A 24,102-nucleotide genomic window follows, 5' to 3' on the forward strand; every position below is an offset into this window, starting at 1 on the left:
GTCCGGCCGGCTCATGCCATCATGCATCGTCGGAGGCTCAGGCGTCGAGACTTTCGATGACGAGATTGTGGTTGGTGTAGACGCAGATGTCGGCAGCGATGCCCATCGCCTTGCGCACGATCGCTTCGGCGTCGATGTCGATGTCGACCAGCGCCCGCGCCGCCGCGAGCGCATAATTGCCGCCCGAGCCGATCGCCATCACGCCGCCTTCCGGTTCGAGCACGTCGCCGGTGCCGGTGAGCACGAGGCCGGCGGTCTTGTCGGCCACCAGCATCATCGCCTCCAGGCGGCGCAGATAGCGGTCCGTGCGCCAGTCCTTGGCGAGCTCGACGCAGGCCCGCGTCAGCTGGGAGGGGTATTGCTCGAGCTTGGCCTCGAGCCGCTCGAACAGCGTGAAAGCATCCGCCGTCGCGCCCGCGAAGCCGGCGATGACGTCGCCGCGCCCCAGCCGCCTGACCTTGCGCGCATTGCCCTTGATCACCGTCTGGCCGAGGCTGACCTGGCCGTCGCCGCCGATGACGACCTTGCCGCCCTTGCGCACCATCAGGATGGTGGTGGCATGGAAGGGCGAGCGCGGGCCGGTGTCCTGCACGGGATATTGCTGGAAATTCATGGAGACCTCGTTGGTATCCCTCCTATCTAGGGGCTCGATGCGAAAACGCAAAGGTGGCTCCGCGCATCGGGATACCGTCCGCCCGGCGCGCCGGGCGGAAAATCCGCCCCGCGGCCGAAGCGGCATTGATTTCCCCGGCAAAGGCGCAATGATGGCGGGCCGCATCCGCAGAAGATGCGTCCCGGCGGCCGGACGGCCGCAGGGATCGGAAGCGAGGAAGACGCCCATGCCGCCAGATGTGACGTCGGCCGGCCCGGTGCCGGTCGGAGCGCTGTCTTGATGGATGCGGTGGCAGGTCCACCGCCGTCGCGCCTTGCCGCCAGCGGCACGGCCGTCATCGGGCTGGCGCATGCCGGCAAGCGCTTCGGGGGAACCGTCGCCCTCACCGATGCCAGTTTCGACCTGCGGGCCGGAGAAGTGGTCGCGCTCCTCGGCGAGAACGGGGCGGGCAAGAGCACCTGCGTCAAGCTGCTGGCCGGCGTCTACCGGCCCGACAGCGGTGCCGTCACCCTCGACGGCAAGCCGGTCGACTGGCGCTCGCCCCTCGACGCGCGCCGGCACGGCATCGCCGTCATCCACCAGCATCCGGGCCTCTTCGCCGATCTCACCGTCGCGGAGAACGTCTTCCTCGGCCATATGCCGCGGGGCTTCCTCGGCGGTGTCGACCAGGCCCGCATGGAGCGGGAGACGGCCGCCCTGATCGAGGTCGTCGGTCTCGGCTGCCGGCCGGACGACAGGCTGGACCGGCTGCGTACCTCCGAGCAGCAGCTGGTCGAGATCGCCCGCGCTTTGTCGATGCGGGCCCGCGTGCTCATCATGGACGAGCCGACCGCCTCGCTGTCGCAGCGCGAGGTCGAGCGGTTGTTCGCCGTCGTCGCCGATCTCAGGGCGCGCGGCGTCGCCATGATGTTCGTCGGCCATCGCATGGACGAGATCTATCGCGTGGCCGACCGCATTGCGGTCCTGCGCGACGGCCATCTCGTCGGTGTCGAGGCCGCGCGCGACCTCGACCGCGACAAGGCAGTGCGGATGATGATCGGGCGCACGCTGAGTTCGATCTTTCCGGCGCGGGAGGCCGTCCGGGGCGAGGTGGCGCTCGACGTGCGCAGCCTCTCGCGCGAAGGCGAGTTCGGCGACATATCCTTCCAGGTCCGGCGCGGCGAGATCCTCGGCCTCGGCGGCCTCGTCGGCAGCGGGCGGACCGAGATCGCCCGCGCCTTGTTCGGCATCACCCAGCCGGATGCGGGCGAGATCCTGGTCGAGGGCACGCCCCGCCGCTTCGCCTCGCCGGACGAAGCCATGGCGGCCCGCATCGCCTATGTCTCGGAGGACCGGCTCGGCCAGAGCCTGGTGATGGATTTTTCCATCCTGTCCAATGCAGTGCTGCCGGTGATCGGGCAGGCGACCATCGCCGGCATGGTGTGGCGGCCGCGCGAGGTCGCGCTGGTCGGCCCGCATCTGGAGCGGCTGCGGCTGAAGTTCCGCAGCTTCGACCAGGCGGTGAAGACATTGTCCGGCGGCAACCAGCAGAAGGTGGTGCTGTCGAAATGGCTCGCCACCGACCCGAAGATCCTCATCCTCGACGAGCCGACGCAGGGCATCGACGTCCGCACCAAGGCCGAAGTCCATGCCATGATCGCCGAGCTCGCGCGCCAGGGCCTCGCCATCATCCTGATCTCCTCCGAACTGCCGGAGCTGCTGGGCATGTGCGACCGCATCCTCGTCCTGCGCGAAGGCCGGATGACGGCCGAGTTCGACGGCGGCGACGTCGACCAGGAACGGGTCATCCGCGCAGCCACCGATGCCGACGGCACCGCGCCGCCACCGGTCGCCCTGCCGGCCGTACCGGAGGCGGGGCTCCTGCCGACGGGAACCGCAGCGCGGGGCGGCCCTTCCTTCCTGCGCCGGCTGGTGGCGCGCCGCGAGGCCGGCCTGGTCGCCGCCATCGCGGCCGTCGTCATCCCGGTCTCGGTGCTCAATCCGCGCATGCTCGGTGCCGCCAACCTGGATGCGCTCGCCATGGATGCCGGCCTGCTGATGATCGTCGCGGCGGCGCAAATGCTGGTCATGCTCACCCGCAACATCGACCTGTCGGTCGCCTCCGTCATCGGCCTCGCCGCCTATGGCTCCGCCAGCTTCATGCATGAGCATCCGTCGATGCCGGTCGTTGCCGGCGTCGCCGTCGCCTGCCTGATCGGCTTCGCCGCGGGCCTCCTCAACGGGGCGGTGGTGACGCTCGGCCGCGTGCCCTCCATCGTCGTCACCCTCGGCACGCTGGCGGTGTTCCGCGGCGCCAATTCGTTGTGGGCCGGCGGCCGGCAGATCAGCGCCGACCAAGTCTCGCAGGCCTGGCTCGACATGACCAGCGCGCGCTTCGCCGGCGTGCCCGCCGTCATCCTGATCGCCATCGCCGCCCTGGCGGTCGTCGCCTGGTTCCTCCGCCGCCTGCCGCTCGGACGGGAACTCTACGCCGTCGGCTCCAACCCGGAGGGGGCGGCGCTGATGGGCATCCGCTCGCGCTGGCTGGTGCTCGGCGCCTTCGCCGTGGCCGGGCTCCTCGCCGGCTTCGACGGGGCGCTGTGGGCCTCGCGCTACGCCACCGTCGACGCCCGCGTCGCCTCGGGCTTCGAGCTGACGGTGATCGCCGCCGTCGTGGTCGGCGGCGTGGCGCTGCGCGGCGGCGCCGGCACCGTTCCGGGCATCGTGCTCGGCGCCCTGACGCTGCTCGTCATCCGCAACGGGCTGACGCTGGTCCGCGTCGACCCGCTCTGGCTCGACGGCGTCTACGGCCTGATCATCCTGATGGCGATCGGCATTGACGCGGCCGTGGCACATCGGGCCCGGCTGCCCGGGGGAGGGGCGCGATGAAGCGTTCCCTCTTCGACCGTCTCGCCACCTGGGACAATTTCCTTGCGCTGTTGGCGCTGGCGACGCTGGCCTTCGCCCTTCTGCGCGTGCCGAATTTCGCCACCGGCTTCAACATCTCCCAGGCGATCGCCGGCGTCTCCGAGCGGGCGCTGATCGTGCTGCCGATGGTTCTCCTCATCATCGCGCGCGAGATCGATCTCTCGGTCGCCAGCATCCTGGCGCTCACCAGCGTGCTGTTCGGCATCATGGTCGAGGCCGGCTGGCCGCTGCCGGCCGCCATCGCGCTCACCTTGGCCGGTGGTGCCCTGTGCGGCGCCTTCAACGGACTGCTGGTGACCCGGCTCGGCCTGCCCTCGCTGGTGGTGACGCTGGGCACGATGGCGATGTACCGGGGCATCGGCTACATCATCCTCGGCTCGGGCTCGGTCAACGACTTTCCCGACAGCGTCACCGATTTCGGCATCGACACGCTCGGCGACAGCCCGATTCCCTGGACGATCCTCCCCTTCCTGGCTCTCGCCCCGGTGTTCGTCTTCGTCCTGCAGGCGAGCGCCACCGGGCGGCGCATCTATGCCCTCGGCGGCAATCCGAGCGTGGCGCTCTATGCCGGCGTCAGGACCGCCCGCATCCGCTTCGGCCTGTTCGTGGTCTCGGGCCTCGTCTGCGCCGTCGCCGGCCTCGTCTTCACGGCGCGCCTCGCCAATGCCCGGGCCAACAATGCGCTCGGCCTCGAACTCGACGTCATCACCATCGCGCTGCTCGGCGGCATTTCGGTCTTCGGCGGCCGGGGCCGGCTGACGGGCGTGTTCTGGGCCCTGCTGCTGATCGCGACGCTGCGCAACGTGCTCGGCCTCAGCCAGATCGGCGGCGACGCGCAGGGCACCGTCATCGGCCTGCTGCTGATCCTGTCGCTCCTGCTCAGCAACCTCATACAATCCGCGCTTGCCGCCATCCATGCCAGACGCAGCATTCCCGAAACCGGCGATCACGACGGGGGCGGTCCGCCGGCACCATCAACCGCGAGCCCGGCGGAATAAGGAGGAGATGTCGATGAAGGCTATTTCACGCACCGGCGCCGCATTCGCGGCGCTGCTGCTCGCTTCGCTGCTCGGCAGCACCGGCGCCCTGGCCCAGACCTGCAAGAGCGGGCCGGCCACCGTCGGCTTCCTGCCCAAGCTCGATACCGACCCCTATTTCCAGGTCGCCAAGACCGGCGCCGACGAGGCGCAGGGCGAGATCGGCGGCACCGTCATCCAGCAGGCGCCCTCGCAGGCCACTGCCGAGGCGCAGATCGAGTTCATCAACAATCTGGTATCGCAGAAGGTCGACGTCATCGCCATTTCCGGCAATGACGCCAATGCGGTGGCCCCGGCCCTCAAGCGCGCCGCCAAGCAGGGCGTGCGCGTCGTCTCCTATGATTCCGACGTCGCCGCGAGCGCCCGTTCGCTGTTCCTCAACCAGGCCAAGGGCGACAGCCTCGCCGAGATGATGCTGGAAAGTCTCGGCCAGCTGACCAATTACGACGGCGATTTCGCCATCCTGTCCTCGACGCCGACGGCGACCAACCAGAACGCCTGGATCGACTTCATCAAGGCCCGCCTGAAGGAGCCGAAATACGCCAAGCTCAACCTCGTCCAGGTCGCCTATGGCCAGGAGAGCGAGCAGATCAACCAGCAGCAGGCGCTCGCCCTCGTCCAGGCGTTTCCGAACCTCAAGGGCATCATCATTCCAGCCGGCATCGGCCTGCCTGCCGCCGCCCGCGCGCTGGAACAGTCCGGCGCGCTCGGCAAGATCAAGCTCACCGGCCTCGCCCCGGCGACCCTGATCAAGAAATACATCCAGAACGGCACCGTGCAGGACATCTGGTGGAACGTGAAGGATCTCGGCTACCTGACCTATCAGGCGGCCCAGGCCCTCGCCCAATGCAAGATCACCGGCAAGGAAGGCGAGACCTTCAAGGCCGGCCGCCTCGGCGAGTACAAGGTCGGCGCGAATGGCGAGGTCGTGCTCGGCCCGGCCCAGATCGTCACGCCCAAGAACGTCGACGAGTTCAAGTTCTGAGGGCTCGAACTTCCGCGCGCCGAGATGAGTGAATATGGCGCCTTCTCCCGTGTCGGGAGAAGGTCCCGGCAGGGGGATGAGGGCTTAAACCTTGACGAAGATGGCTCTACGGTCATCCTGCTCAAATCCTCCGCTCTGGCCTTCAAACCCGTCTTGGTCTATCGAACAAGCGCATGAACAAGATCTTCGCCGACCTGCAGACCAGCGTTTTCGAGGCCATGTCCCTGCTTGCGCGGGAGACCGGCGCCATCAATCTCGGCCAGGGCTTTCCGGACGATCCCGGGCCTGAGGACGTGCGCCGCAAGGCCGCCGAGGCCGTCCTGTCCGGCTGGAACCAATATCCGCCGATGATGGGGCTGCCGGAGCTGCGCCGCGCCGTCGCCGCCCACTACCAGCGCTTCCAGGACGTCACGCTGGATCCCGACAGCGAGGTGATGGTGACCTCGGGTGCGACCGAGGCGATCGCCGACACGCTGATGGCGCTGGTCGAGCCGGGCGACGAGGTCGTGCTGTTCCAGCCCTGCTACGACGCCTATCTGCCGCTGGTACGGCGCGCCGGCGGTGTCGCGCGCTTCGTCAACCTGTCGCCGCCGCGTTGGCGCCTGACGCGCGAAGCCCTGGAGGCGGCCTTCTCGCCGCGCACGAAAGCGGTGCTGTTCAACAATCCGCTCAACCCGGCCGCCGTCGTCTTTTCGGACGAGGACCTCGCCCTCCTGGCCGAATTCTGTGTCGAGCATGACGCGGTCGCCATCTGCGACGAGGTCTGGGAACATGTCGTCTTCGACGGGCGCCGCTTCAAGCCGCTGATCGGCTTTCCCGGCATGCGCGAGCGCACGGTCAAGATCGGCTCGGCCGGCAAGATCTTCTCGCTTACCGGCTGGAAGGTCGGCTTCGTCATGGCCGCCGCGCCGATCCTCAGGGTGATCGCCAAGGCCCACCAGTTCTTCACCTTCACGACCCCGCCCAACCTCCAGGCGGCGGTCGCCTACGGCCTCGGCAAGGACGAGGCCTATTTCAGCGGCATGCGGGCGGGCTTCCAGCGCTCGCGCGACATGTTCGCCGCCGGCCTCGCGCAGGCCGGCTTCCGGACGCTGCCGAGCGAAGCCACCTATTTCATCAACATCGACCTCGCCGCCAGCGGCATCGAGGAGGACGATATCGGCTTCTGCAGACGGCTGGTCATCGAGCACAAGGTGGCGGCGATTCCGGTGTCGGCCTTCTATGCGCAGGACCCCGTGACGTCCGTGGTGCGCCTGTGCTTCGCCAAACGCGACGATACGCTTTCCAGTGCGCTCGCCAATCTGGAAGGCGTGGTGGCGAAGGCTGTGGCTTGACGGCGGTACGATTTGTCGGCGAGAAGGAACTTTCCGCCGAGTTGGCATCGATCGAACCGCGGCATGCGGCCTGACGATCGCCTTTCCTCCCGGCCAGGTTCGCCGGGAGGAAGGGATTGCAGCCGCTCCGCTCAGGAGCCGGATTTCAAGCTCGTCCCGTTCAGCTTCGCGACATGGTCCGGCAGCATCGGCACATAGTCGCCCGCGCCGCCGGCCGCCATCGCCACGCCGAAGGAGTTCTTGACGGCATTGCCGACGAGATTGACGAGGCCGGCCGCGTCGGCCATCGATTCCAGATAGGTCAGGTCCTTGAAGGCGTTGCTGATCGTGAACTTGTGGGCGTCGCGGTCCCCCTCCAACGTGTAGCGCATGAAGGTCTGGTAGAAGCCGCAATCCATGCGCCCGCCGCGGATGACGCTGTCGAAGCGCTGCGGCGAGATGCCGACCTTCTGCGCCAGCGTCATGGCTTCCGCATAGAGCGCGCCATAGCCGAGGGACAGGAAATTGTTGAGCAGCTTCATGCGGTGGCCGTCGCCGACATTGCCGATATGGACGATGCGGCCAGCCCAGGTTTCGAGGACGGGCTTCAGGCGGGCGAACACCGCTTCGCTCGCGCCGACCATGGTGTCGAGCGTGCCTTCCCAGGCTTCCTTCGGCGTGCGTCCGAGCGGCGCGTCGGCATAGTCGACGCCGATCGCCCCGAGTTCGGCGGCCAGCGCCAGGGTGGAGTTCGGATCCGAGGTCGAGCAGTCGACCACGATCGAGCCGGGCTTCAGCCCGGCCTTCAGCCCGTCGGGACCGCGGATCACCGCCTCGACCTGGGGTGATCCGGTCACGCACAGGAAGATCACCGAGGCGTTCTCCGCGATCTCGCGCGCCGTCGCCACCTCGCGGGCGCCGCGGGTCTTCAGGTCTTCGATGGGCTCGCGGTTGCGGTGGCCCATGATCGTCAGAGGGTAGCCCTTCTCGACGATGTTCTTGGCCATGCCGTGGCCCATATATCCCAGGCCGATGAATCCGACCGTCTCGCCTGCTGTGCTCATGATGATTGCCCTGTCCTTCATGCCCGGCGCGCCGGACGGCGGCGCCTTGTTTCGCAAGCCTGTGTTAGCGCTGTCAACGGCGTTTCCCCCGTTGACACCCGGCTCCGGCAGCCCTCAGGCGGTGCCGCCGATCACGATTTCGTAGCCGGTGTCGACGATGGTGGCTCCCTCGGGCCTTTCGTGCCGCTCCAGGATCCTCTCGATCGCCGTCCGGCCGATGAGGAAGCGATTGGAGCGGATGGTCGAGAGCGGGACGGGAAGGGCCTGTCCGATGTCGAGGCCGTTGAAGCCGAAGATGGCGACGTCCTCCTTCAGCCGGATCGAGGCGGCGATGCAATGGAAGACGCCGCCCGTGGCCATGTCGTCGTTGGAGAAGACGACGACGTCGATGTCCGGCTGGCGCGCCAGCAGGCGCGCCAGCATGTCGCGCCCGGCGATGGTCGAACTCGGCCCCTCGAACAGGGCCTCGTCGACCAGGCCGAGACCGTGCTCGGCCAGGCACGCCGCCAGCCCGTCATAGCGCAGCCTGGCCCGCCGGTCGGCGCACCAGTCATGGCCGACATAGCCGAAACGCCGGTAGCCGCGCTCGATCAGATGGCGGCCGGTATCGAAGCCCGCCTGGCGGTGGGAAAGGCCGACGGCGATGTCGATCGGCTTGGAATCGATCTCCATCACCTCGGCGATCCGCACGCCGCTCGCCTGCAGCATGCGGCGGGTCCGCTCGGTATGGTCGAAGCCGGCGATCACCATGGCCTGCGGCTTCCAGGCGAGCAGCGCCTCGACCAGATGCTCCTCGGCCTCCATGTCGTAGCCGGTCACGCCGACGACCGGCTGCAGCCCCGAACGGTCGAGGGCGGCATGGATGCCGCGCAGGACCTCGGGAAACACGATGTTGGTCAGCGAGGGCACGATCACGCCGATCAGGCCGGAACCGGCGGAGGCGAGGCCGCCCGCCAGCCGGTTGGGTACGTAGCCGGTGGCCTCGACCGCCGCCATCACGCGCTTGCGGGTCGCTTCGGCGACCGGCCCCTTGTTGCGCAGGATGCGCGAGACGGTGATCTCGCTCACCTCGGCGAGTTCGGCCACCTCGGCCAGCGTGACGCTGGCGCCCTGCCTCGAACTTCTCTTCCTGCCGCCGATGTTCCTGCCTCCGAGCAAGCCCGTGTCCCCCTGTGCCGTTCCGGCCCGGCTATCTTTGCCGGTACCCGCGCGAAAAGTGCAAGACGCCGCAGGGCAAGCCGATTGACGGCGATCGAAGAACCTCGCATTGTCGCGTATGACAGCGCTAACATAAACCAGATCATCGGTTTCCGTCGCCGGAATTCTTCTGTGACGACGGCGGCTGCTGATTTCGAGGAAGGCGGATTTTCGATGGAGCGCAAGCAAGGGTTGCAGGTCGGCGTGATCGGCTTGGGTTCGATGGGCTTCGGCATGGCCGGCTCCCTGCTGCGGGCAGGGCATTCTGTCACCGGCTGCGACGTTCACCCCGAGCCGGCGCGGGCGCTGGCCGCGGCGGGCGGCAGGGCCGCTTCCAAGCCGGCGGAGGCGGCCGCGGAGGCCGATATCGTCGTGGTCGTCGTTGTCAACGCCGCCCAGACGGAGACCGTGCTGTTCGGCCCGGACGGGGCCGCCGCGGCCATGAAGCCGGGTGCGGTGATCATCGCCTCCGCCACCATGGCTCCCGACATCGCGAGGGGCTTGGCGGCGCGCGCCGCCGCGCTCGGCCTCCTCTATCTCGATGCCCCGATCAGCGGCGGGGCCGCCAAGGCGGCGCAGGGCGAACTGACCATCATGGCCTCCGGCAGTCCGGAGGCCTTCTCCCGGGCGCGCCCGGCGCTCGATGCCATGGCCGCGAAGGTCTACGAACTCGGCGACGAGGCCGGCGTGGGCGCGGCGTTCAAGGTGGTGAACCAGCTTCTCGCCGGCGTCCACATCGCTGCGGCCTGCGAAGCGGTCACCTTCGCCAAGCGTCTCGGGCTCGATCTCGACAAGGTCTATGAGGTGATCACGGGCTCCGCCGGCAATTCCTGGATGTTCGAGAACAGGGTGCCCCACATCCTCGAAGGCGACTACACGCCGCGCAGCGCCGTCGACATCTTCACCAAGGACCTCGGCATCGTCAGCGATATCGGGCGCGCCGAAAAATTCCCGCTGCCGATCGCGGCGACCGCCCTGCAGATGTTCCTGATGACGGCGGCGGCCGGCATGGGCCGCGACGACGATGCCTCCGTCGCGCGCCTCATCGCGCAGATCACCGGCCTGGACCTGCCGAAGAAGGCCCGATAGCCCCAGGACCGCCGGCGTCCCGCCGGCTCTCGAACCGTCATCCTTTCGGACATAGGCCGGCGGTCCCGGGAGATCAGCCCTTCACATAGTTGCGCCAGGGATGCTCTTCCCTGAAGCCGAGCACCTCGCGGATCTTCCGGTTGGACAGCAGCGATTCGAATTCGCCCAGTTCGCCCTTCACCGGCACGTTCGGGTAGAAGCGCTTCAGCAGTTCGGCCGTCGGCAGGTTGGACGAGGTGTCGTCGTTCACCGCATTGAAGACCTGGAAGCCGAGCCCATCCTTCTCCACCGCGAGGCGGACGATCTGGCCGAGATCGCGGGCGTCTATATAGCTCCAGGCGATGCGTTTGCGGAAACCCGGGTCGGCGAACCATTTGGGGAAGTTTTCGGTGTAGTCCTCGGGGATGAGCACATTGCCGATGCGCAGCGCATAGATGTCGGCGCCGTCCCGCAGCGAGAAGGCCCGCGCCGTCTTCTCGTTGACGATCTTCGACAGGGCGTAGCTGTCCATCGGATTGACGTCATAGTCCTCGTCGAGCGGGAAATAATCGGGGTCGCGGTGCTCGTTCGCGAACACGACGCCATAGGTGGTCTCGCTGGAGGCGATGACGATCTTGCGGATGCCGAGCTTGGTCGCCGCCTCGATGACGTTGTAGGTGCCCATGGCGTTGATGCGGAACACCTCGTTGTCGGGCACGATCATGATGCGCGGGATGGCGGCGAAATGCACGACGGCGTCGACCGGCTGCGGGCGGAGCGAAGCATCGAATTCATGCGTGCCCATATAGCTGGACAGCGCGTTGAACACCTGCCCGGAATCGGTGATGTCGGCGATGAGCGTGCGCACCTTGGGATTGTCGAGAGGCCTGGTGTCGATATTGAGCACCTCGTAGCCGTGATCGACGAGATATTGCACGACGTGTCGGCCGGCCTTGCCGCTGCCGCCGGTGAACATGATGCGTTTGGTCACTATAGTTCCTCCTGATCGCTTGTTTGGCGGCCGTCCCATGCCGCGCGGCGCGGCGACCGAGGCCGTCGCGCCGTTTCCTCGTAGTTCCGATTGCGGTCACCGAGTCGTCAATCGTCTTCGTAGCCGTAGACTTCCGGCAGGATGAAGATCGCGGCCAGCAGCCCCATCAGCGGGAAGATCGCCGTCACCAGCGTCGCGTTTGCCTGCCCGATCGCCCCAAACAGCACGGGGAAGAGGAAGATGCCGAGAAAGGACGGCAGCTTGACGAAGATATAGGCGAAACCCGAGGCGGTGCCGCGATATTCGGGCCGGGCGACCATGGTCGGGATGGTCATGCAGTTCTCGGCGTCCCAGTAATGGCCCCACAGCACCGCCGCCGCCGCGAAGGGAAGGATGATGGTGTGGCCGGTATAGAGGGCGAACGCCGCCACCAGAAGGCCGACCAGGACGATGCTGAAGCCCCAGATGCTGAGGCCGCGCTGGCCGATCTTCGGGGTGATCAGCGGCCCGACCCAGCCGGAGACGGCGGCTACCAGATAGAGCGCGATGGTCACGAGGTTGGTGCCGAGCGCGCCGGACACGCCCACCATGAACAGCAGCACGGGGATATAGAAGGCGAAGGTGGAGAATTCGAGCCCCTGGGCGACGCAGGCGATCCAGCCGAACAGGGTGGCGCGCCGGCGGATCGGATCCTTGAAGATATGGGCCAGGAAGGCGGAGGATTTCGGCTTCTCGACGACGACGTCACGATCGGGCAGCATGTCGAGCCCGTCGTGATACATCTCCGCGGCAACCTGCTTGGCCTCACGGAAGCGGCCATGGCGGATGAGCCAGATCGCAGTCTCCGGCAGATTGTGGCGCAGCAGGAAGATGATCGCGGCCGGCAGTGCGCCGAGGCCGAGCGTGACACGCCAGATCAGGTCGGGCGGCAGGTTGATGATGATGAAGACGGCGATGCAGGCGAGCGTCACCACCTGGCCGAGGGCGAACATGAACTGCCAGCGATTGCCGACCACCTCGCGCTCGCCCTTGGGCAGGAACTCCATGATGTAGGTGTAGCCGTTCGAGATGTCGCTTCCGAGGGGAATGCCGAGGACGAGGCGGATCACCGCCAGCCACACCATGTTGGGCGCAAAGGCCTGGGCCAGCGCCAGCACGATGAACATCAGCATGGTCGACAGGAAGACCTTGCGCCGGCCGATCCTGTCGGAGAGCCACCCGCCCAGCAGCGAGCCGATCACCGCGCCGGCCTGCGTGCCCGCCGCGGCGAAGCCGAGCAGCGCCGGGGACGGATTGAAGATCTCCTTCAGATAGATCATCACGAAGGCGATCGAATAGAGATCCCATGCCTCGACCAGGATCGAGGCGAGCATCAGCCAGCCGACGCGCTTGCTCTGGGGACTATAATTGGAAACCAAATATTTGACGGCCTTGTCCATCAGCGCCTGATCGGCGGGACTGGCCACAATGGAGCCGGAGGCAGTTGCCATTTCCAAATGTTCCTTCCTGCGGGCCGGCCCAAGCGGCCGCCCATGCTCCATTCATAGATCGGAAGCATCCGAGACGCGACGCGTGACCGTGAAGGCCTTGTCGAGATCGGGGGAAAGGTCGAGGCCGAGCCCGGGGCCGGGCGGCACCGTTATCATTCCGTCCTTCACCTGGGGAACCGCGGTGACGAGGTCGCGGTACCAGGTGCGGTAATAGGCGCGCACGCTCTCCTGCACGAGCGCGTTCGGCGCATTGAGCGACAAATGGGTGGAAGCGGCGAGCACCACCGGCCCTGTGCAATCGTGCGGGGCGACGGGCAGGTGCCAGGCTTCCGCCATCGAGGCGATCTTGCGCGCTTCCGACAGGCCGCCGCACCAGGCGATGTCGAGCATGACGACGCCGGCGACGCCGGTTTCGAGCAGGTCGCGGAAGGCCCAGCGCGACCCCAGCGTTTCCGAGCCGCAGATCGGCGCCTCCGAGGCTTCGGCATACCGCTTGAGGCTGGCCAGGCTGTCCATCTTGATCGGATCCTCGTGCCAGAAGGTGCCGTAGGGCTGGAGGGCCCTGGCGATGGTCATCGCCGGCAGGAGCTGCCACATCGAATGGAACTCGACCATGATGTCGATGCGGTCACCCACCGCCTTGCGGATCTTTTCGAACGGCTCGAGGGCGCCCCTGAGGTCCGCGCCGGAAATATAGCGCCCCTCGGTCTTCTCGGCCGCCATGTCGAACGGCCAGATCTTCATCGCCGTGATGCCTTCGGAAAGCAGTTCCTCGGCGAGTTCCCCGGCATTGGTGAGGAAGGCGTTGAGATCGTCGTAATCGGTGCGTTCCCCATCCCGGAGGCCGTAATTGGCGACCTTCTGCCCGCCGGCCTTGCGCATGTAGCCGGTACCCGCGCAGGTGTTGTAGGTACGGATGCTCTCGCGCGAGAAGCCGCCGAGGAGCTGGGCGATCGGCTGGCCCGTCGCCTTGCCGAACAGGTCCCACAATGCGATATCGATCGCCGAATTGCCGCGCACTTCCGCGCCGGTCGAGCGGAAGCCGAGATAGCCGACGAGGTCCTTGGCGATGCGGTCGATCGCCAGGGGATCGCGGCCTATCAGCTTGGCGGCGGCGACCTCGTGCAGATAGCTCTCCACCGTCCTCGGCATGAAGAACGTCTCGCCGAGGCCGGCGACGCCCTCGTCGGTATGGACCTTGACCCACAGGAGGTTGGGAAACTCCTCCGCGCGGATCGTCTCGATCTGCGTAATCTTCATGTCCTGCCTCGCCAATCCCTGTGGTGATGGAAATTCACTGGACGCCCGCCGCGACGAGCGCCTTCACGCTGTGGTCGAAATGCAGGCGCATCGCCGCCTCCGCGGCGCGAGCGTCGCGGCCTTCGACGGCGGCCGCGATGGCCTCGTGGGCGGCGATCGACTCCATGCGCTCCGCGTCGGCGGACCGGCTTCGCCAGCCCGTCGGCCAGGTCTGGCGCGTGACGCCCTGGAACGCCTCGAGCAGGAGGGAGAAGCCGGGATTGCGCGAGGCGGTTGCGATGGCCTGGTGGAAGGCGATGTCGTGCTCCATCACCTGCTCCGGCCTGGCGAAGTCCCGCCGCATCGCCGCCGCGAGGGCCTTGATGGCGGCCGCCTCGCCGTCGTCGCGCCGCAGGGCGGCGAGCACGACCGTCCGCGATTCGATGGTGCGGCGCATGTCGTAGATCTGCTGGATCGAGACGTGGTCGGTCCGCACGGCATGTTCGAACACGATCGAGAGCACGGCGCTGTCGACGCGGGCGACCCGGGCCCGCCGGCCGTTGCCGACGTCGATCAGCCCGAGGGCCGACAGGGAACGGAAGGCCTCGCGCACCACCACGCGGGACACGCCGAGCGTGCCGGCGAACACGCCCTCGCTCGGCAGCAGGTCGCCGGGCATCAGGCCGTGGGCGCGGATATGTCCGTTGACGGCCTGGACGACGGCATCGACCCGGTTGCCGTGAGGTGGCGCTTCGTGGGACTCCCGCCTGGTTTCGGCTGCCGGCATCGTCGAGACCTATATGATAGGTTGCTCAGACCTTCTAGCCAGCCAGGTGCCGGCTCGTCAATGCCCCTCGCGTGTTGCGGCCTGCCGCCGCGAGGGCGACCACCTGGCCGCCGCAGCCCCTCCGGGGTACCCGAAGGCGGGCCGCTCACCCCGCAGGCGGTGCGCCGGGCACCGGGAACGGCGTCAGTCGCAGCAGTTTCTCGGGATTGCGGATCACATAGATGGCGGCGATCCTGCCGCCGTCGATCGCCAGGACCGTCGCCTGGGGCAGGCCGTCGGCCTCCAGCGTGACGAAGCCGGGGAGCCCGTTGATGAGGCCCTCCTCGAGCACGGGAGGGGACGCGCCGCCGCGCTTGCGGGCGAGGGCGGCGAGCAGGCGGACGACCTTGTCGCGGCTGCGGATCGGGTTGAGGGCGGCGGGACGCACGCCGCCGCCGTCCGACTGGAAGACGACGTCCTCGGCGAGGATCAATTGGAGCGCCTCGACGTCCCCGCTGCGCGCCGCGGCGAGAAAGGCCGCCGCGATCCTGCGGCCCTGCTCCTCGGCAACCGGAAAGCGGGGGCGGGCCTCGCGGACATGGTCGCGCGCCCGGTCGGCCAATCGGCGGCAGGCGATGGCCGTCCGCCCGATCGAGCGCGACACCTCGTCGAAGCTCTGGCCGAACACGTCATGCAGCAGGAAGGCCGCGCGCTCCAGCGGCGAGAGCCGTTCGAGCGCGAGCATCAAAGTGAGCGTAATGTCATCGGCTTCGTCTTCCGGCGACTCGACGACGGGTTCCGGAAGCCAGGGGCCGATATAGATCTCCCGCCTGGCGCGTGCCGATTTCAGCACGTCCAGGCAGAGCCGGGCCACGATGCGCATGAGGTAGGCCTCGGGATCGCGGATGCCGCCGCGATCCCGCCGGTGCCAGCGGATGAAGGCGTCCTGGACGACATCCTCGGCTTCCGCAACGGAGCCGAGCATGCGGTAGGCCAGCCGCACGAGCCTGGGGCGGCTGGCCTCGAACGACCTGTCCTGCGCCGGATCAGGCGGCGACATCGCCCGCCGCCACCGGATGGACGGCGCGAAAGCCGATGGCGAGGCGGTTCCAGCCGTTGATGGCGACGATCAGCATGGTGAGCTTCACCATCTCCTCCTCCGAGAAGAAGCGTCGGAGTTCTTCGTAGTCGCCATCCGGCGCATGCGTCTGCGCCACGAGCGTCAGGGCCTCGGTCCAGGCGAGCGCCGCCCGCTCGCGCCCGCTGTAGAGCGGCGATTCGCGCCATGCGTTCAGGAGGTAGAGCCGCTGTTCCGTTTCACCGGCCTTGCGGGCGTCCCTGGCGTGCATGTCGAGGCAGAAGGCACAGCCATTGATCTGGGAAGCGCGCATCTTCACCAGTTCGATCAGGCTGTATTCGAGCCCGCTGTTGCGCACGCTGGCTTCGAGCTCATACATCGGCTTCAGCGCGGCCGGGGCGGCGCCGGCGGCATTCAGTCTCGGTTTCATATCGGTCTCCGTGAGGCATACGCCGACAAGACGAGACGCGGGCCGCGGATGTGACATGCCCCGGCGAATTTTCCTCGGGCGGGAAGAAGCGCTTCCGCCGGGCGTTTCTCCGGGCGCTCCGTGAAATCGTTCGCCGCCGGTCGCGCCGAGCGGGACCGGAGATCGCGACGCCTCAGTCGATGCGGCGCGTGCCGAGGCGCGAAAGGAAGGCGAGCGAGACGCTGGTGAGGCCGAGCGACATCAGCCACCAGGTCTGCCAGGCGGCGAGGCCGGCGAACATCATCACCGCCGTCGAGGCGCCGATGGCGACGGCCGCGGGGATCGAGCGGTCGTCCCGCCGCTCGACCGCCCGGAACGAGGCCCACAAAGCGAGGGCGCTCAGCGCCACGCCGACGGCGCCGAGTTCCAGCCAGATCTGCAGGGCGGCATTGCGGGGGGAGGCCAGAAGCTGCCCGCCGACGCCGCGGGTCAACCACGCGCTCGAATCATAGCCGAAGCCGCCGAGGAAATGGCCGGGAATGGCATGGGTGACGTCGCGCCAGACGCCGACGAGCTGGTCGCCTTCGGCCGGCAGCAGGAAGCCGCCGTAAAGCGACATCAGCCATCCGATCAGCGGCGCGAAGACGAGAAGGCCGAGAATGATGCCGCAGACGACGCGCGCGGTGGCGCGCGGACGCCACAAGGCGGGAATCATCACCGCCACGCCGGCGAGGAAGGCGGTGAATACGATGAGATTGTGGACCAGCCACAAGGCGGCGATGGTGACGATACACAGCAGCAGGGCCTGCCAGTTGCGTCCGCGCGCCATCAGCGAGCCCGTGGCCGGCCAGATCAGCAGGGTGAGCAGCATGGCGGCACGCAGGCTCTCGGTATCGTCGATGCTGGTGTCGACCCATTGCGCCAGGGGCGAATGAGGCACGAATTCCAGGGCGAGCGTCAGGCTCGCGATCGCTACGCCGATCGGGATGAGATTGACGTCGCTCAGCCGAACCCGGTCCTTCAGGCAGGCGATGGCCAGGGAAAACAGCAGGATCGTCAGCAGGACGCCCGGCAGGCGGCCGGCGGCGTTGGCGGGCTTGGGCGTCCAAAGGATGGTCACGGCGGCCCAGATCAGGATCAGGAACAGCGCCAGCGCCTCGTAGGAAAGCAGGAAGCGGCCGAGCCGGCGCAGGGCCGCGAACAGCCGTCCGTCCAGCGCTGCCGCGAGGATCAAGAGGGCCGTGGCGATCGGCACCATCACCGCCACCGCACGGCGGGAAAACATGGCGACGAACGGCGAAAAGACCACCAGCAGGAAAAGGCCCAGCCGGGTCAGGAGGCCCGAAACCGCGAGGGCGGGATCGAGCGGGGCTTCATAGGCGCGCCGTTCCATCGCCTCGTCCTCGTTCAAACAGCGGGTAGCTATGGCGGAACGGATCGGGACCGTCCATGACGAAAAAGTCACAGTGGAGGCAAAATCGCACTTCCGATCGTGTGAAGCGGCGACATTCGCCCTGCGCCGCAGCACGAAAGGGAGCGGTGCGGCATCGGACCGGCCGGGGAAGAAGCCATCGGACAGGCATAGGCGCTTGACAGCGTCGCCGCTTCGTCAATCCAGCAGAGGTGCGCTTCGACGAAGCGGGTGATGATATAAGCCATTCTCCGCCCAGGAAATCGTAATAGTATCGTAGAGAATATTCATTTTAAATTCGGAAAATAATTTCTATTTCAGTTATATATCGCATTAATACTATAAATTTACCTTTTATATAATCTTTTCGGTCTGAATGCCGGCATTGATAACTCAACCTCGACCATGTCGACAAGCGCTCCCTCGATGCAAAGGCCAGGCATTTGGTGAGATCTCTCAAAATTCGGCTTTCACGTGCCGCCTTAGGCAGGTTGCATGAAACCCTATACATTCTTAGTTTCTTTCTAGATTGTGGAACTGGCTGGCTACGCGATACTCCGCCTTCGGGCCTACTCTAGCTGATGCGTTACCCCCGATTGGTTACCGTGAACGAGCAGTAAAGATCATAAAGAACGTAAAAATCGATTGTAGGAAGCACGAGATGCAACTTAACCCGATGCACCTGAAGATCTCCACCCTGCTGGGCGGGCGCCTTTTCCGTATACCGGAATACCAACGCGCCTATGCTTGGGGAAAGCGACAGCGCGTCGATCTTTTCAACGACATCCTTGACGTGAAGCGATCCGGGCGGGAGCACTTCATGGCGACTCTCGTCACCCTAGCGAAAGACAACCGGCTGATCGGGGCGGATGAGTACCGGACCGTCGAGATCGTGGACGGTCAACAGCGTGTGACAACGATTGTCATTCTACTGAAAGCTATCGAGAAAAATTTAGACGAGCAGGATTCTAAGCAGGAGAAGATTCGAAGAGAAATTGCAGAATTGCTCGTTAAAGACGATGATTACTCTCTGATACTTCTGCAAACAAATCATGACAGCAGCAGTGTATTCGCAGATTATATAAGAAAAGGTGAGATAAATTTTGCTGAAGCAAAAACAGCTGCAGACTTGAACGTAGTCGACGCGGCTCGGGAATGCGAGGCGTTCGTCCGAGAGTGGTCCAGGGACAAAACATTAATTGATCTTGTTGCCACAATTCGTAATCAATTATCTGTCATATACCACGAGATCTCCGATGAGGCCACCGTCTATCGAGTTTTCGAGGTTCTCAATAGTAGGGGGTTGGATGTCAAATGGATTGACAAGTTAAAGAGTCAGTTAATGGCATTGCTCTTCGAGCATCTAGAAGGCGGGTCCCGGGCGGAAGCGGTTCGCGAGATGCAGGTCATCTGGCAGGATATCTATCGCATTTTGGGCCTTAGGGGAGATTTGGGCGATGAGGCGCTTCGTTTCGCTGGGACCTTGGCGTTGTCGTCCCGTCCCAACCGCATCATCGGGCAGGAGGACGCGGCCACTGAACTAGCGAAAGTCGCCGGCACCAAGGCACAGACGATCGCCGCGGTCGGTTCGAGGCTGAAGGCAGTCGTGCAGGCCGTAAACACCCTCGATCAAAATGTAAGGTTGCGAGCTGTTACCAAGATTGCCCACGCGCGCTTCGTTGCTACGGCTATTCTTCTTCGAAAGTTCGAGCCGGATGTTGAGAGGCGGCTCCTAGGCACATGGGAGCGTGTCACATTCCGTATTTTCGGCCTGGGGGGTGCCGACACCCGCCATAAGGTGGGGGATTACGTCCGGCTAGGATATGTAATCGGCACCAATGGCATAGATTCGGAAGAAATAGACGCAAATATAACGGAGATTGGAAAAGAATACAAGATGGACGTTATCGATGATCCGAAATATTGGTTCAATTGTTATGACGGGTGGACCGAGGAGATTCGATATTTATTATTTAGATACGATGAATATTTGGCAGCGAGCGCAGGAATTTTGTTTAATTCGACGGAATGGAACAAGATCTGGGCTGATGACGCAGCGCGGTCGATCGAGCATATTAAGCCTCAGAGCAGTGGGGTAGCCTACGTGCACCACCTCGGAAATCTTACCATGCTTCCCCCGAAGGTGAACTCCATGCTTCAGGACAAGTCGCCCGATGTTAAGGCGGCGACTTATCGGAATTGCGGCCTTATCGCAACCAGAGCGGTAGGCGAAGCAATTGAAATGGGAACAAAGTGGAACGAGGCTGCGGTTCGGGAACGAACCTCCCGGATTGAGGCCTTTGTGCGGAAAGAATGGGGGGACTAGGCCGGATCGCGATATACCCGAATCGGCCTAGCATTACAGTTGCGGTCTTCTTTTGAGGTGGGCTCGTTGAGCGTGAGCTTGATGAGCACGCCGCCAGCATGACCATGCGATAATGAGGGCGGGTTGAATACGGCGCTGCGCCAGTCGAGTGGCGATGCGGCGGATCTCCTGGACGGACCAGCGGATCAGGTGTGGGGGCGTTTGACGGTTCGCAATGGTGTTTTTGGGGGCGTCATGGCGTTGGCCTTGTGGCGGATGACCGCCAACATGACGAAGGCCAGCATGACGAGCGAGACGTGGCGATGCCAGCCGTGCCAGGAGCGGGTCTCGTTGTGGTCGAGACCGAGCTCGTTCTTGGCGGTCTCGAAGCTGTCCTCGATAGCCCGGCGGAAGCCTTCGATCCTGACGAGGGTCTCGATAGGGGTCCCGGCGGGGCACCAGGTCGAGAAGAAGGCAAGATCGCCATCGGCGATGGTGCGGCGGATCAGAAGGCCTCGCGTCCATTGTCCGGTCCTGGTCGCATCGTATTCGGCGGCATCGAGATCGGCCAAGGCCCAGTAGGCCCAGTCGTAGAGCCGGGCTCCCTCGGACTATCAGGAATTTCGTGTGCGGGGCTGGCGGTTCACTCTCAGGCGCTCATCGCCTTTGAGTAGCGTTCGCCGAACATGACGGCCATTTGTGCCTTGGCCGCCGCCCATTCGCGCGGGGGCATTTTCCACTCCTTTTCGGAGCGGTTCAAGACCAGGAAGAGCAGCTTCAGCGCCGCCTCGTCATGGGGAAAATGCCCCCTGGCCCGAACCGCCCGGCGCAGCTTCGAGTTCAAAGCCTCGATGGCATTGGCCGTGTAGAGGATGCGGCGCGCCGCAAGGCGTCTTCCAATTCGCCGACGCCATAAACGCTGTCGGCGGTGACCCAGGCGAACGGCACAGCCGCGCCAATCGTCCGCTCGATCATCGCCCGCGCCAATCGCGGCTTGGTCGAAAGGACGGTCTCGGCTGGAACATGGGCGGCGGCCAGGCGGTCTGCAACCTCCGTCCAGGCTTTGGGCAGGTAGAGAGCGCGGTCGATGAAGGCATGCCCCTTATTCGAGACATAGACGCCGATCTGGCAGTTGGTGATCTTGCCTGCCGACCCGGTGTATTGGCGTGCCACGCCGCAGGATGCTTTGCCCTGCTTCAGGAAGCCGGTCTCATCGATCACCAGAACGGCATCGTCGGCCGCAAGATGCTCGACGGCATAGTCCCGCACGACACCGCGCAGCGCGTCGGCATCCCAATGCCCGCGTCCCAGAACGGCCTGCTGGCGCCAGGGCCCCGGGTCGCCCGCTGCCTCCGCTCGCATCCATCCGGTCTTGCGCCGCTCCTCACTGAGCAAACCATCGAGGAACAACCCGGCGGACGCCGCCATGCGCTCTTGACGGAACAGAGGCCGCAACCGTGCCTTCGCCTCGCGCAGTCCAGACACCCACAGATCAAGCGTCGCTTCAATCGATGCACCCGCCATCCATGACCTCCGAATCATGGTGGCTCAGTGATTCAGAAGTCGCAAAAAAACGCAACTGTAATGCTAGGTGGTTCTGATCCAAGGTTCAAACAAGCCTACCGCGTCGGTTCGTTGGGCTTGGGCTGGAAATTCCCCATTCACGGCGCGCCCCACCCCACGGCGCCTCCGCGATGGCTTCCGCCCCGCGGACATTGCGCCGCGGCCGGGGATGGGCCACATCGGCGCCATGAGGATATTCGACCAGCCTTTGCCTATCGACGAGGTGCTTGCCGCCCTGACGCGCGCCCTGCGCGAGCGGCCCAACGCCGTTCTGGTCGCCCCGCCGGGCGCCGGCAAGACCACGCGCGTGCCGCTCGTGCTGATGGACGAGCCCTGGGCCGGCGCGGGCCGGATCATCGTTCTGGAGCCGCGCCGCCTCGCGGCACGCGCCGCGGCGGCGCGCATGGCCTCGACCCTGGGCGAGCCGGTCGGCGCCACGGTCGGCCTCAGGGTGCGGCTCGAATCGCGGATTTCGGCCCGCACGCGCATCGAGGTCGTCACCGAAGGCGTCTTCAGCCGCATGATCCTCGACGATCCCTCGCTCGAAGGCATCGCCGCCGTGCTGTTCGACGAGTTCCACGAGCGCTCGCTCGATGCCGACCAGGGCCTCGCCTTCGCGCTGGACGCCCAGGCGGGCCTGCGCGAGGACCTTCGCATCCTGCCGATGTCGGCCACGCTGGACGGCGCCCGCGTGGCCGGCCTCCTCGGTTCGGCGCCCGTCATCGAGAGCGCCGGCCGCGCCTATCCGGTGACGACGCATTACGTCGGCCGCGATCCGCGCGGGCGCATCGAGGATGCCGTCTGCGATGCGGTGATGCGGGCGCTGCGCGCCGAGCGCGGCTCGCTGCTGGTGTTCCTGCCCGGGCAGGGCGAAATCCTGCGCGTCGCCCGCGTGCTGGCGGAGAAAGGGTGCGGCGGCGATGTCGACATCGCCCCGCTGTTCGGCGCCATGGAGGCGCGCGACCAGGACAAAGCGGTGTCGCCGGCGCCGGCGGGCCGGCGCAAGGTGGTGCTCGCCACGTCGATCGCCGAGACCAGCCTCACCATCGAGGGCGTGCGCGTCGTCGTCGATTCGGGCCTCGCCCGCGTGCCGCGCTACGAGCCCGACATCGGCCTGACGCGCCTGGAGACGGTGCGCGTCTCCCGGGCGGGCGCCGACCAGCGCCGCGGCCGCGCCGGCCGCACCGAGCCCGGCGTCTGCTACCGGCTGTGGGAGGAAGCGGCCACCGGCGCGCTCGAGCCCTTCGCCAGGCCCGAGATCCTGTCGGCGGACCTCAGCCCCCTGTTGCTCGACTGCGCCGCCTGGGGGGTGAGCGATCCCGCCAGGCTTTCCTGGCTCGACGCGCCGCCGAAGCCGGCCCTGATCGAGGCGCGCGCTTTGCTCGTCGGCATCGAGGCGCTGGACGGGGAGGGGCGGCTCACCGAGGCCGGGCGCCGCCTCTCGGCCCTCGCTCTGCCGCCGCGGCTCGCCCGCATGATCGTGGCGGCCGGCGAGGAGGCGCCGCTGGCGGCCGAGATCGCGGCCGTGCTGTCCGAGCGCGGGCTGGGCGGCGACGGCACCGATCTCGTCGAGCGGATCGAGCGGTTCCGCCGCGATCGCGGCGCGCGGGCGCAGGACATGCGCCGCCTGGCCCAGGGCTGGGCGCGGACCGTGACGCGGCAGGCGGGACGGGAGGCGCAGGGGGCCGGCGACCCGGCCCGCGCCGGCGCCGTCCTGGCCCTGGCCTTTCCCGACCGGGTGGCGGTGGCGCGCGGGCAGCCCGGCGCCTTCACCATGGAGAACGGCCGCGCCGCCCGTGTCGAGCCGCATGATCGCCTGGCCCGCGAGCCCTTCCTGGCGATCGCCGAGATCGCGGGCAGCGCCGGGGCGAGCCGCATCCTGCTCGCCGCGCCGCTCACGGCGCAGGAGGTCGAGGCGCTCCCCGGGGTCGGCGAGACGGTCTCGGTCGGTTTCGACGCGGCGACGGCCGGCCTGCGGGCGCGCAGCGTGAAGCGCTATCGCCGCCTCGTGCTCCAGGAAACGCCGGCGGCCCTGCCGCTCGACGGCGAGGCGGCCCGGCTGCTCGCGCGCGGCATCGCTCAGCTCGGCCTCGACCGGCTGCCCTGGACCAGGGCGCAGCGCCAACTGCGCGACCGCGTCGCCTTCCTCCGGGCCAGCGGATCGCCCGGGTGGCCCGATTTGTCCGATGCCGCGCTGGCGGCGACCGCCGAGGACTGGCTGGCCGCGGCGATCGAAGGCAGCAGGGGGCTCTCCTCCATCACCGCTGACCAGCTGGAGAGCGCCCTGGCCGGCCTGCTGCCCTGGAACGAGAGGCGCCGCCTCGACGCCGAGGCGCCCGCCTTCTTCGAGGCGCCGACCGGTTCGAACCTGGCGATCGACTACGAGGCCGAGGGCGGCCCGGCGATCCATGTCAGGGTCCAGGAACTGTTCGGCCTGTCCGTCCATCCCTCGATTGCCGGCGGCCGCGTGCCGTTGGCGATCCACCTCCTGTCGCCGGCCCATCGCCCGGTGCAGGTGACGAAGGACCTTCCCGGCTTCTGGAAGGGCTCCTACGCCGCTGTCCGCGCCGAGATGAAGGGGCGCTACCCCCGCCATCCCTGGCCGGAAGATCCGGCCGCGGCCGCACCGACCACGCGGGCGAAGCCGCGGGGGACGTGAGATTCCG

At 66.6% G+C, this 24,102-nt stretch carries 17 protein-coding genes and 3 pseudogenes; 7 read left to right on the top strand and 13 right to left on the bottom strand.

Annotated features, from left to right (window positions below; all coding sequences use genetic code 11):
- Positions 1 to 37: 37 nt before the first annotated feature.
- Positions 38 to 613 carry an ATP-dependent protease subunit HslV gene (hslV, locus tag J3R73_RS10765; protein ID WP_307426164.1) on the bottom strand — a complete coding sequence of 192 codons (576 nt, stop codon included), beginning with the start codon at positions 611 to 613 and terminating at the stop codon, positions 38 to 40.
- Positions 614 to 892: 279 nt separating this feature from the next.
- Here hslV and J3R73_RS10770 point away from each other — a divergent pair, with 279 nt between their 5' ends.
- From J3R73_RS10770 to J3R73_RS10785, 4 genes are all read left to right on the top strand, one after another.
- Positions 893 to 3,481, top strand: a complete 2,589-nt coding sequence (locus tag J3R73_RS10770) for an ATP-binding cassette domain-containing protein (protein WP_370879887.1) — start codon at positions 893 to 895, stop codon at positions 3,479 to 3,481.
- Positions 3,478 to 4,518: an ABC transporter permease gene (locus J3R73_RS10775; RefSeq protein ID WP_307426171.1), complete on the top strand. Its 1,041-nt coding sequence runs from the start codon at positions 3,478 to 3,480 to the stop codon at positions 4,516 to 4,518. Before J3R73_RS10770 ends, J3R73_RS10775 begins: the two co-directional genes overlap by 4 nt.
- Before the next feature lie 13 nt (positions 4,519 to 4,531).
- Entirely contained in the window at positions 4,532 to 5,542 is a 1,011-nt protein-coding gene (locus tag J3R73_RS10780; RefSeq protein ID WP_307426173.1) for a rhamnose ABC transporter substrate-binding protein, read from the top strand.
- A 173-nt stretch (positions 5,543 to 5,715) separates the two neighbouring features.
- Positions 5,716 to 6,876 (top strand): aminotransferase, encoded by a 1,161-nt coding sequence (locus J3R73_RS10785; protein ID WP_307426177.1) that lies wholly within the window; start codon positions 5,716 to 5,718, stop codon positions 6,874 to 6,876.
- Positions 6,877 to 7,007: 131 nt separating this feature from the next.
- On the opposite strand, the gene J3R73_RS10790 is transcribed toward J3R73_RS10785, so the two are convergent.
- Positions 7,008 to 7,919, bottom strand: coding sequence for an NAD(P)-dependent oxidoreductase (locus tag J3R73_RS10790; protein WP_307426179.1), 912 nt, complete (start codon positions 7,917 to 7,919; stop codon positions 7,008 to 7,010).
- 114 nt (positions 7,920 to 8,033) lie between these two features.
- Complete coding sequence (locus tag J3R73_RS10795) at positions 8,034 to 9,077, bottom strand: LacI family DNA-binding transcriptional regulator (RefSeq protein WP_307426181.1); 1,044 nt, start codon at positions 9,075 to 9,077, stop codon at positions 8,034 to 8,036.
- A 171-nt stretch (positions 9,078 to 9,248) separates the two neighbouring features.
- On the opposite strand from J3R73_RS10795, the gene ltnD reads away from it, so the two are divergent.
- The gene (gene ltnD, locus J3R73_RS10800; RefSeq protein ID WP_307426184.1) at positions 9,249 to 10,205 is read left to right on the top strand and encodes an L-threonate dehydrogenase; all 957 of its coding nucleotides are present in this window, start codon (positions 9,249 to 9,251) and stop codon (positions 10,203 to 10,205) included.
- A 73-nt stretch (positions 10,206 to 10,278) separates the two neighbouring features.
- On the opposite strand, the gene J3R73_RS10805 is transcribed toward ltnD, so the two are convergent.
- The 7 genes from J3R73_RS10805 to J3R73_RS10835 all read right to left on the bottom strand — a co-directional run bounded on the left by J3R73_RS10805 (position 10,279) and on the right by J3R73_RS10835 (position 17,550).
- Positions 10,279 to 11,175 (bottom strand): NAD-dependent epimerase/dehydratase family protein, encoded by an 897-nt coding sequence (locus tag J3R73_RS10805; protein ID WP_307426186.1) that lies wholly within the window; start codon positions 11,173 to 11,175, stop codon positions 10,279 to 10,281.
- A gap of 107 nt (positions 11,176 to 11,282) precedes the next feature.
- Complete coding sequence (locus J3R73_RS10810) at positions 11,283 to 12,665, bottom strand: MFS transporter (protein WP_307426188.1); 1,383 nt, start codon at positions 12,663 to 12,665, stop codon at positions 11,283 to 11,285.
- Between the two features lie 51 nt (positions 12,666 to 12,716).
- The gene (locus J3R73_RS10815; RefSeq protein WP_307426190.1) at positions 12,717 to 13,925 is read right to left on the bottom strand and encodes a mandelate racemase/muconate lactonizing enzyme family protein; all 1,209 of its coding nucleotides are present in this window, start codon (positions 13,923 to 13,925) and stop codon (positions 12,717 to 12,719) included.
- Between the two features lie 34 nt (positions 13,926 to 13,959).
- Positions 13,960 to 14,691 carry a FadR/GntR family transcriptional regulator gene (locus J3R73_RS10820; RefSeq protein WP_307426193.1) on the bottom strand — a complete coding sequence of 244 codons (732 nt, stop codon included), beginning with the start codon at positions 14,689 to 14,691 and terminating at the stop codon, positions 13,960 to 13,962.
- A 145-nt stretch (positions 14,692 to 14,836) separates the two neighbouring features.
- Complete coding sequence (locus tag J3R73_RS10825) at positions 14,837 to 15,730, bottom strand: sigma-70 family RNA polymerase sigma factor (RefSeq protein ID WP_307426199.1); 894 nt, start codon at positions 15,728 to 15,730, stop codon at positions 14,837 to 14,839.
- Complete coding sequence (locus J3R73_RS10830; RefSeq protein ID WP_307426202.1) at positions 15,717 to 16,178, bottom strand: carboxymuconolactone decarboxylase family protein; 462 nt, start codon at positions 16,176 to 16,178, stop codon at positions 15,717 to 15,719. The genes J3R73_RS10825 and J3R73_RS10830 overlap by 14 nt, the downstream gene beginning before the upstream one ends.
- Positions 16,179 to 16,350: 172 nt before the next feature.
- Entirely contained in the window at positions 16,351 to 17,550 is a 1,200-nt protein-coding gene (locus J3R73_RS10835) for an O-antigen ligase family protein (protein WP_307426205.1), read from the bottom strand.
- 679 nt (positions 17,551 to 18,229) lie between these two features.
- Here J3R73_RS10835 and J3R73_RS10840 point away from each other — a divergent pair.
- Complete coding sequence (locus J3R73_RS10840; protein ID WP_307426208.1) at positions 18,230 to 19,894, top strand: DUF262 domain-containing protein; 1,665 nt, start codon at positions 18,230 to 18,232, stop codon at positions 19,892 to 19,894.
- 185 nt (positions 19,895 to 20,079) lie between these two features.
- Here the strand turns inward: J3R73_RS10840 and J3R73_RS10845 are convergent.
- From J3R73_RS10845 to J3R73_RS10855, 3 pseudogenes are all read right to left on the bottom strand, one after another.
- Positions 20,080 to 20,481, bottom strand: a pseudogene (locus J3R73_RS10845) (IS701 family transposase); the annotation flags it as partial.
- Positions 20,482 to 20,522: 41 nt separating this feature from the next.
- A pseudogene (locus J3R73_RS10850) lies at positions 20,523 to 20,759 on the bottom strand (transposase); the annotation flags it as partial.
- Positions 20,744 to 21,415: pseudogene (locus J3R73_RS10855) on the bottom strand (IS701 family transposase); the annotation flags it as partial. The pseudogenes J3R73_RS10855 and J3R73_RS10850, both read right to left, overlap by 16 nt.
- Before the next feature lie 208 nt (positions 21,416 to 21,623).
- Here J3R73_RS10855 and hrpB point away from each other — a divergent pair.
- Positions 21,624 to 24,095 (top strand): ATP-dependent helicase HrpB, encoded by a 2,472-nt coding sequence (gene hrpB / locus J3R73_RS10860; protein WP_307426211.1) that lies wholly within the window; start codon positions 21,624 to 21,626, stop codon positions 24,093 to 24,095.
- The last annotated feature ends 7 nt before the right edge of the window (positions 24,096 to 24,102 follow it).

The sequence above is a fragment of the Labrys monachus genome (genome assembly GCF_030814655.1).
GTDB classification, from domain to species: domain Bacteria; phylum Pseudomonadota; class Alphaproteobacteria; order Rhizobiales; family Labraceae; genus Labrys; species Labrys monacha.

Excerpts from the sequence above, each read along its gene's own strand:
- hslV (WP_307426164.1), bottom strand. The coding sequence starts at position 613 with ATGAATTTCCAGCAATATCCCGTGCAGGACACCGGCCCGCGCTCGCCC.
- J3R73_RS10835 (WP_307426205.1), bottom strand. The coding sequence starts at position 17,550 with ATGGAACGGCGCGCCTATGAAGCCCCGCTCGATCCCGCCCTCGCGGTT.
- hrpB (WP_307426211.1), top strand. The coding sequence starts at position 21,624 with ATGAGGATATTCGACCAGCCTTTGCCTATCGACGAGGTGCTTGCCGCC.
- J3R73_RS10775 (WP_307426171.1), top strand. The coding sequence starts at position 3,478 with ATGAAGCGTTCCCTCTTCGACCGTCTCGCCACCTGGGACAATTTCCTT.
- J3R73_RS10820 (WP_307426193.1), bottom strand. The coding sequence starts at position 14,691 with ATGCCGGCAGCCGAAACCAGGCGGGAGTCCCACGAAGCGCCACCTCAC.
- J3R73_RS10825 (WP_307426199.1), bottom strand. The coding sequence starts at position 15,730 with ATGTCGCCGCCTGATCCGGCGCAGGACAGGTCGTTCGAGGCCAGCCGC.
- J3R73_RS10785 (WP_307426177.1), top strand. The coding sequence starts at position 5,716 with ATGAACAAGATCTTCGCCGACCTGCAGACCAGCGTTTTCGAGGCCATG.
- J3R73_RS10790 (WP_307426179.1), bottom strand. The coding sequence starts at position 7,919 with ATGAGCACAGCAGGCGAGACGGTCGGATTCATCGGCCTGGGATATATG.
- J3R73_RS10810 (WP_307426188.1), bottom strand. The coding sequence starts at position 12,665 with ATGGCAACTGCCTCCGGCTCCATTGTGGCCAGTCCCGCCGATCAGGCG.
- J3R73_RS10770 (WP_370879887.1), top strand. The coding sequence starts at position 893 with ATGGATGCGGTGGCAGGTCCACCGCCGTCGCGCCTTGCCGCCAGCGGC.
- J3R73_RS10830 (WP_307426202.1), bottom strand. The coding sequence starts at position 16,178 with ATGAAACCGAGACTGAATGCCGCCGGCGCCGCCCCGGCCGCGCTGAAG.
- J3R73_RS10780 (WP_307426173.1), top strand. The coding sequence starts at position 4,532 with ATGAAGGCTATTTCACGCACCGGCGCCGCATTCGCGGCGCTGCTGCTC.
- J3R73_RS10840 (WP_307426208.1), top strand. The coding sequence starts at position 18,230 with ATGCAACTTAACCCGATGCACCTGAAGATCTCCACCCTGCTGGGCGGG.
- J3R73_RS10815 (WP_307426190.1), bottom strand. The coding sequence starts at position 13,925 with ATGAAGATTACGCAGATCGAGACGATCCGCGCGGAGGAGTTTCCCAAC.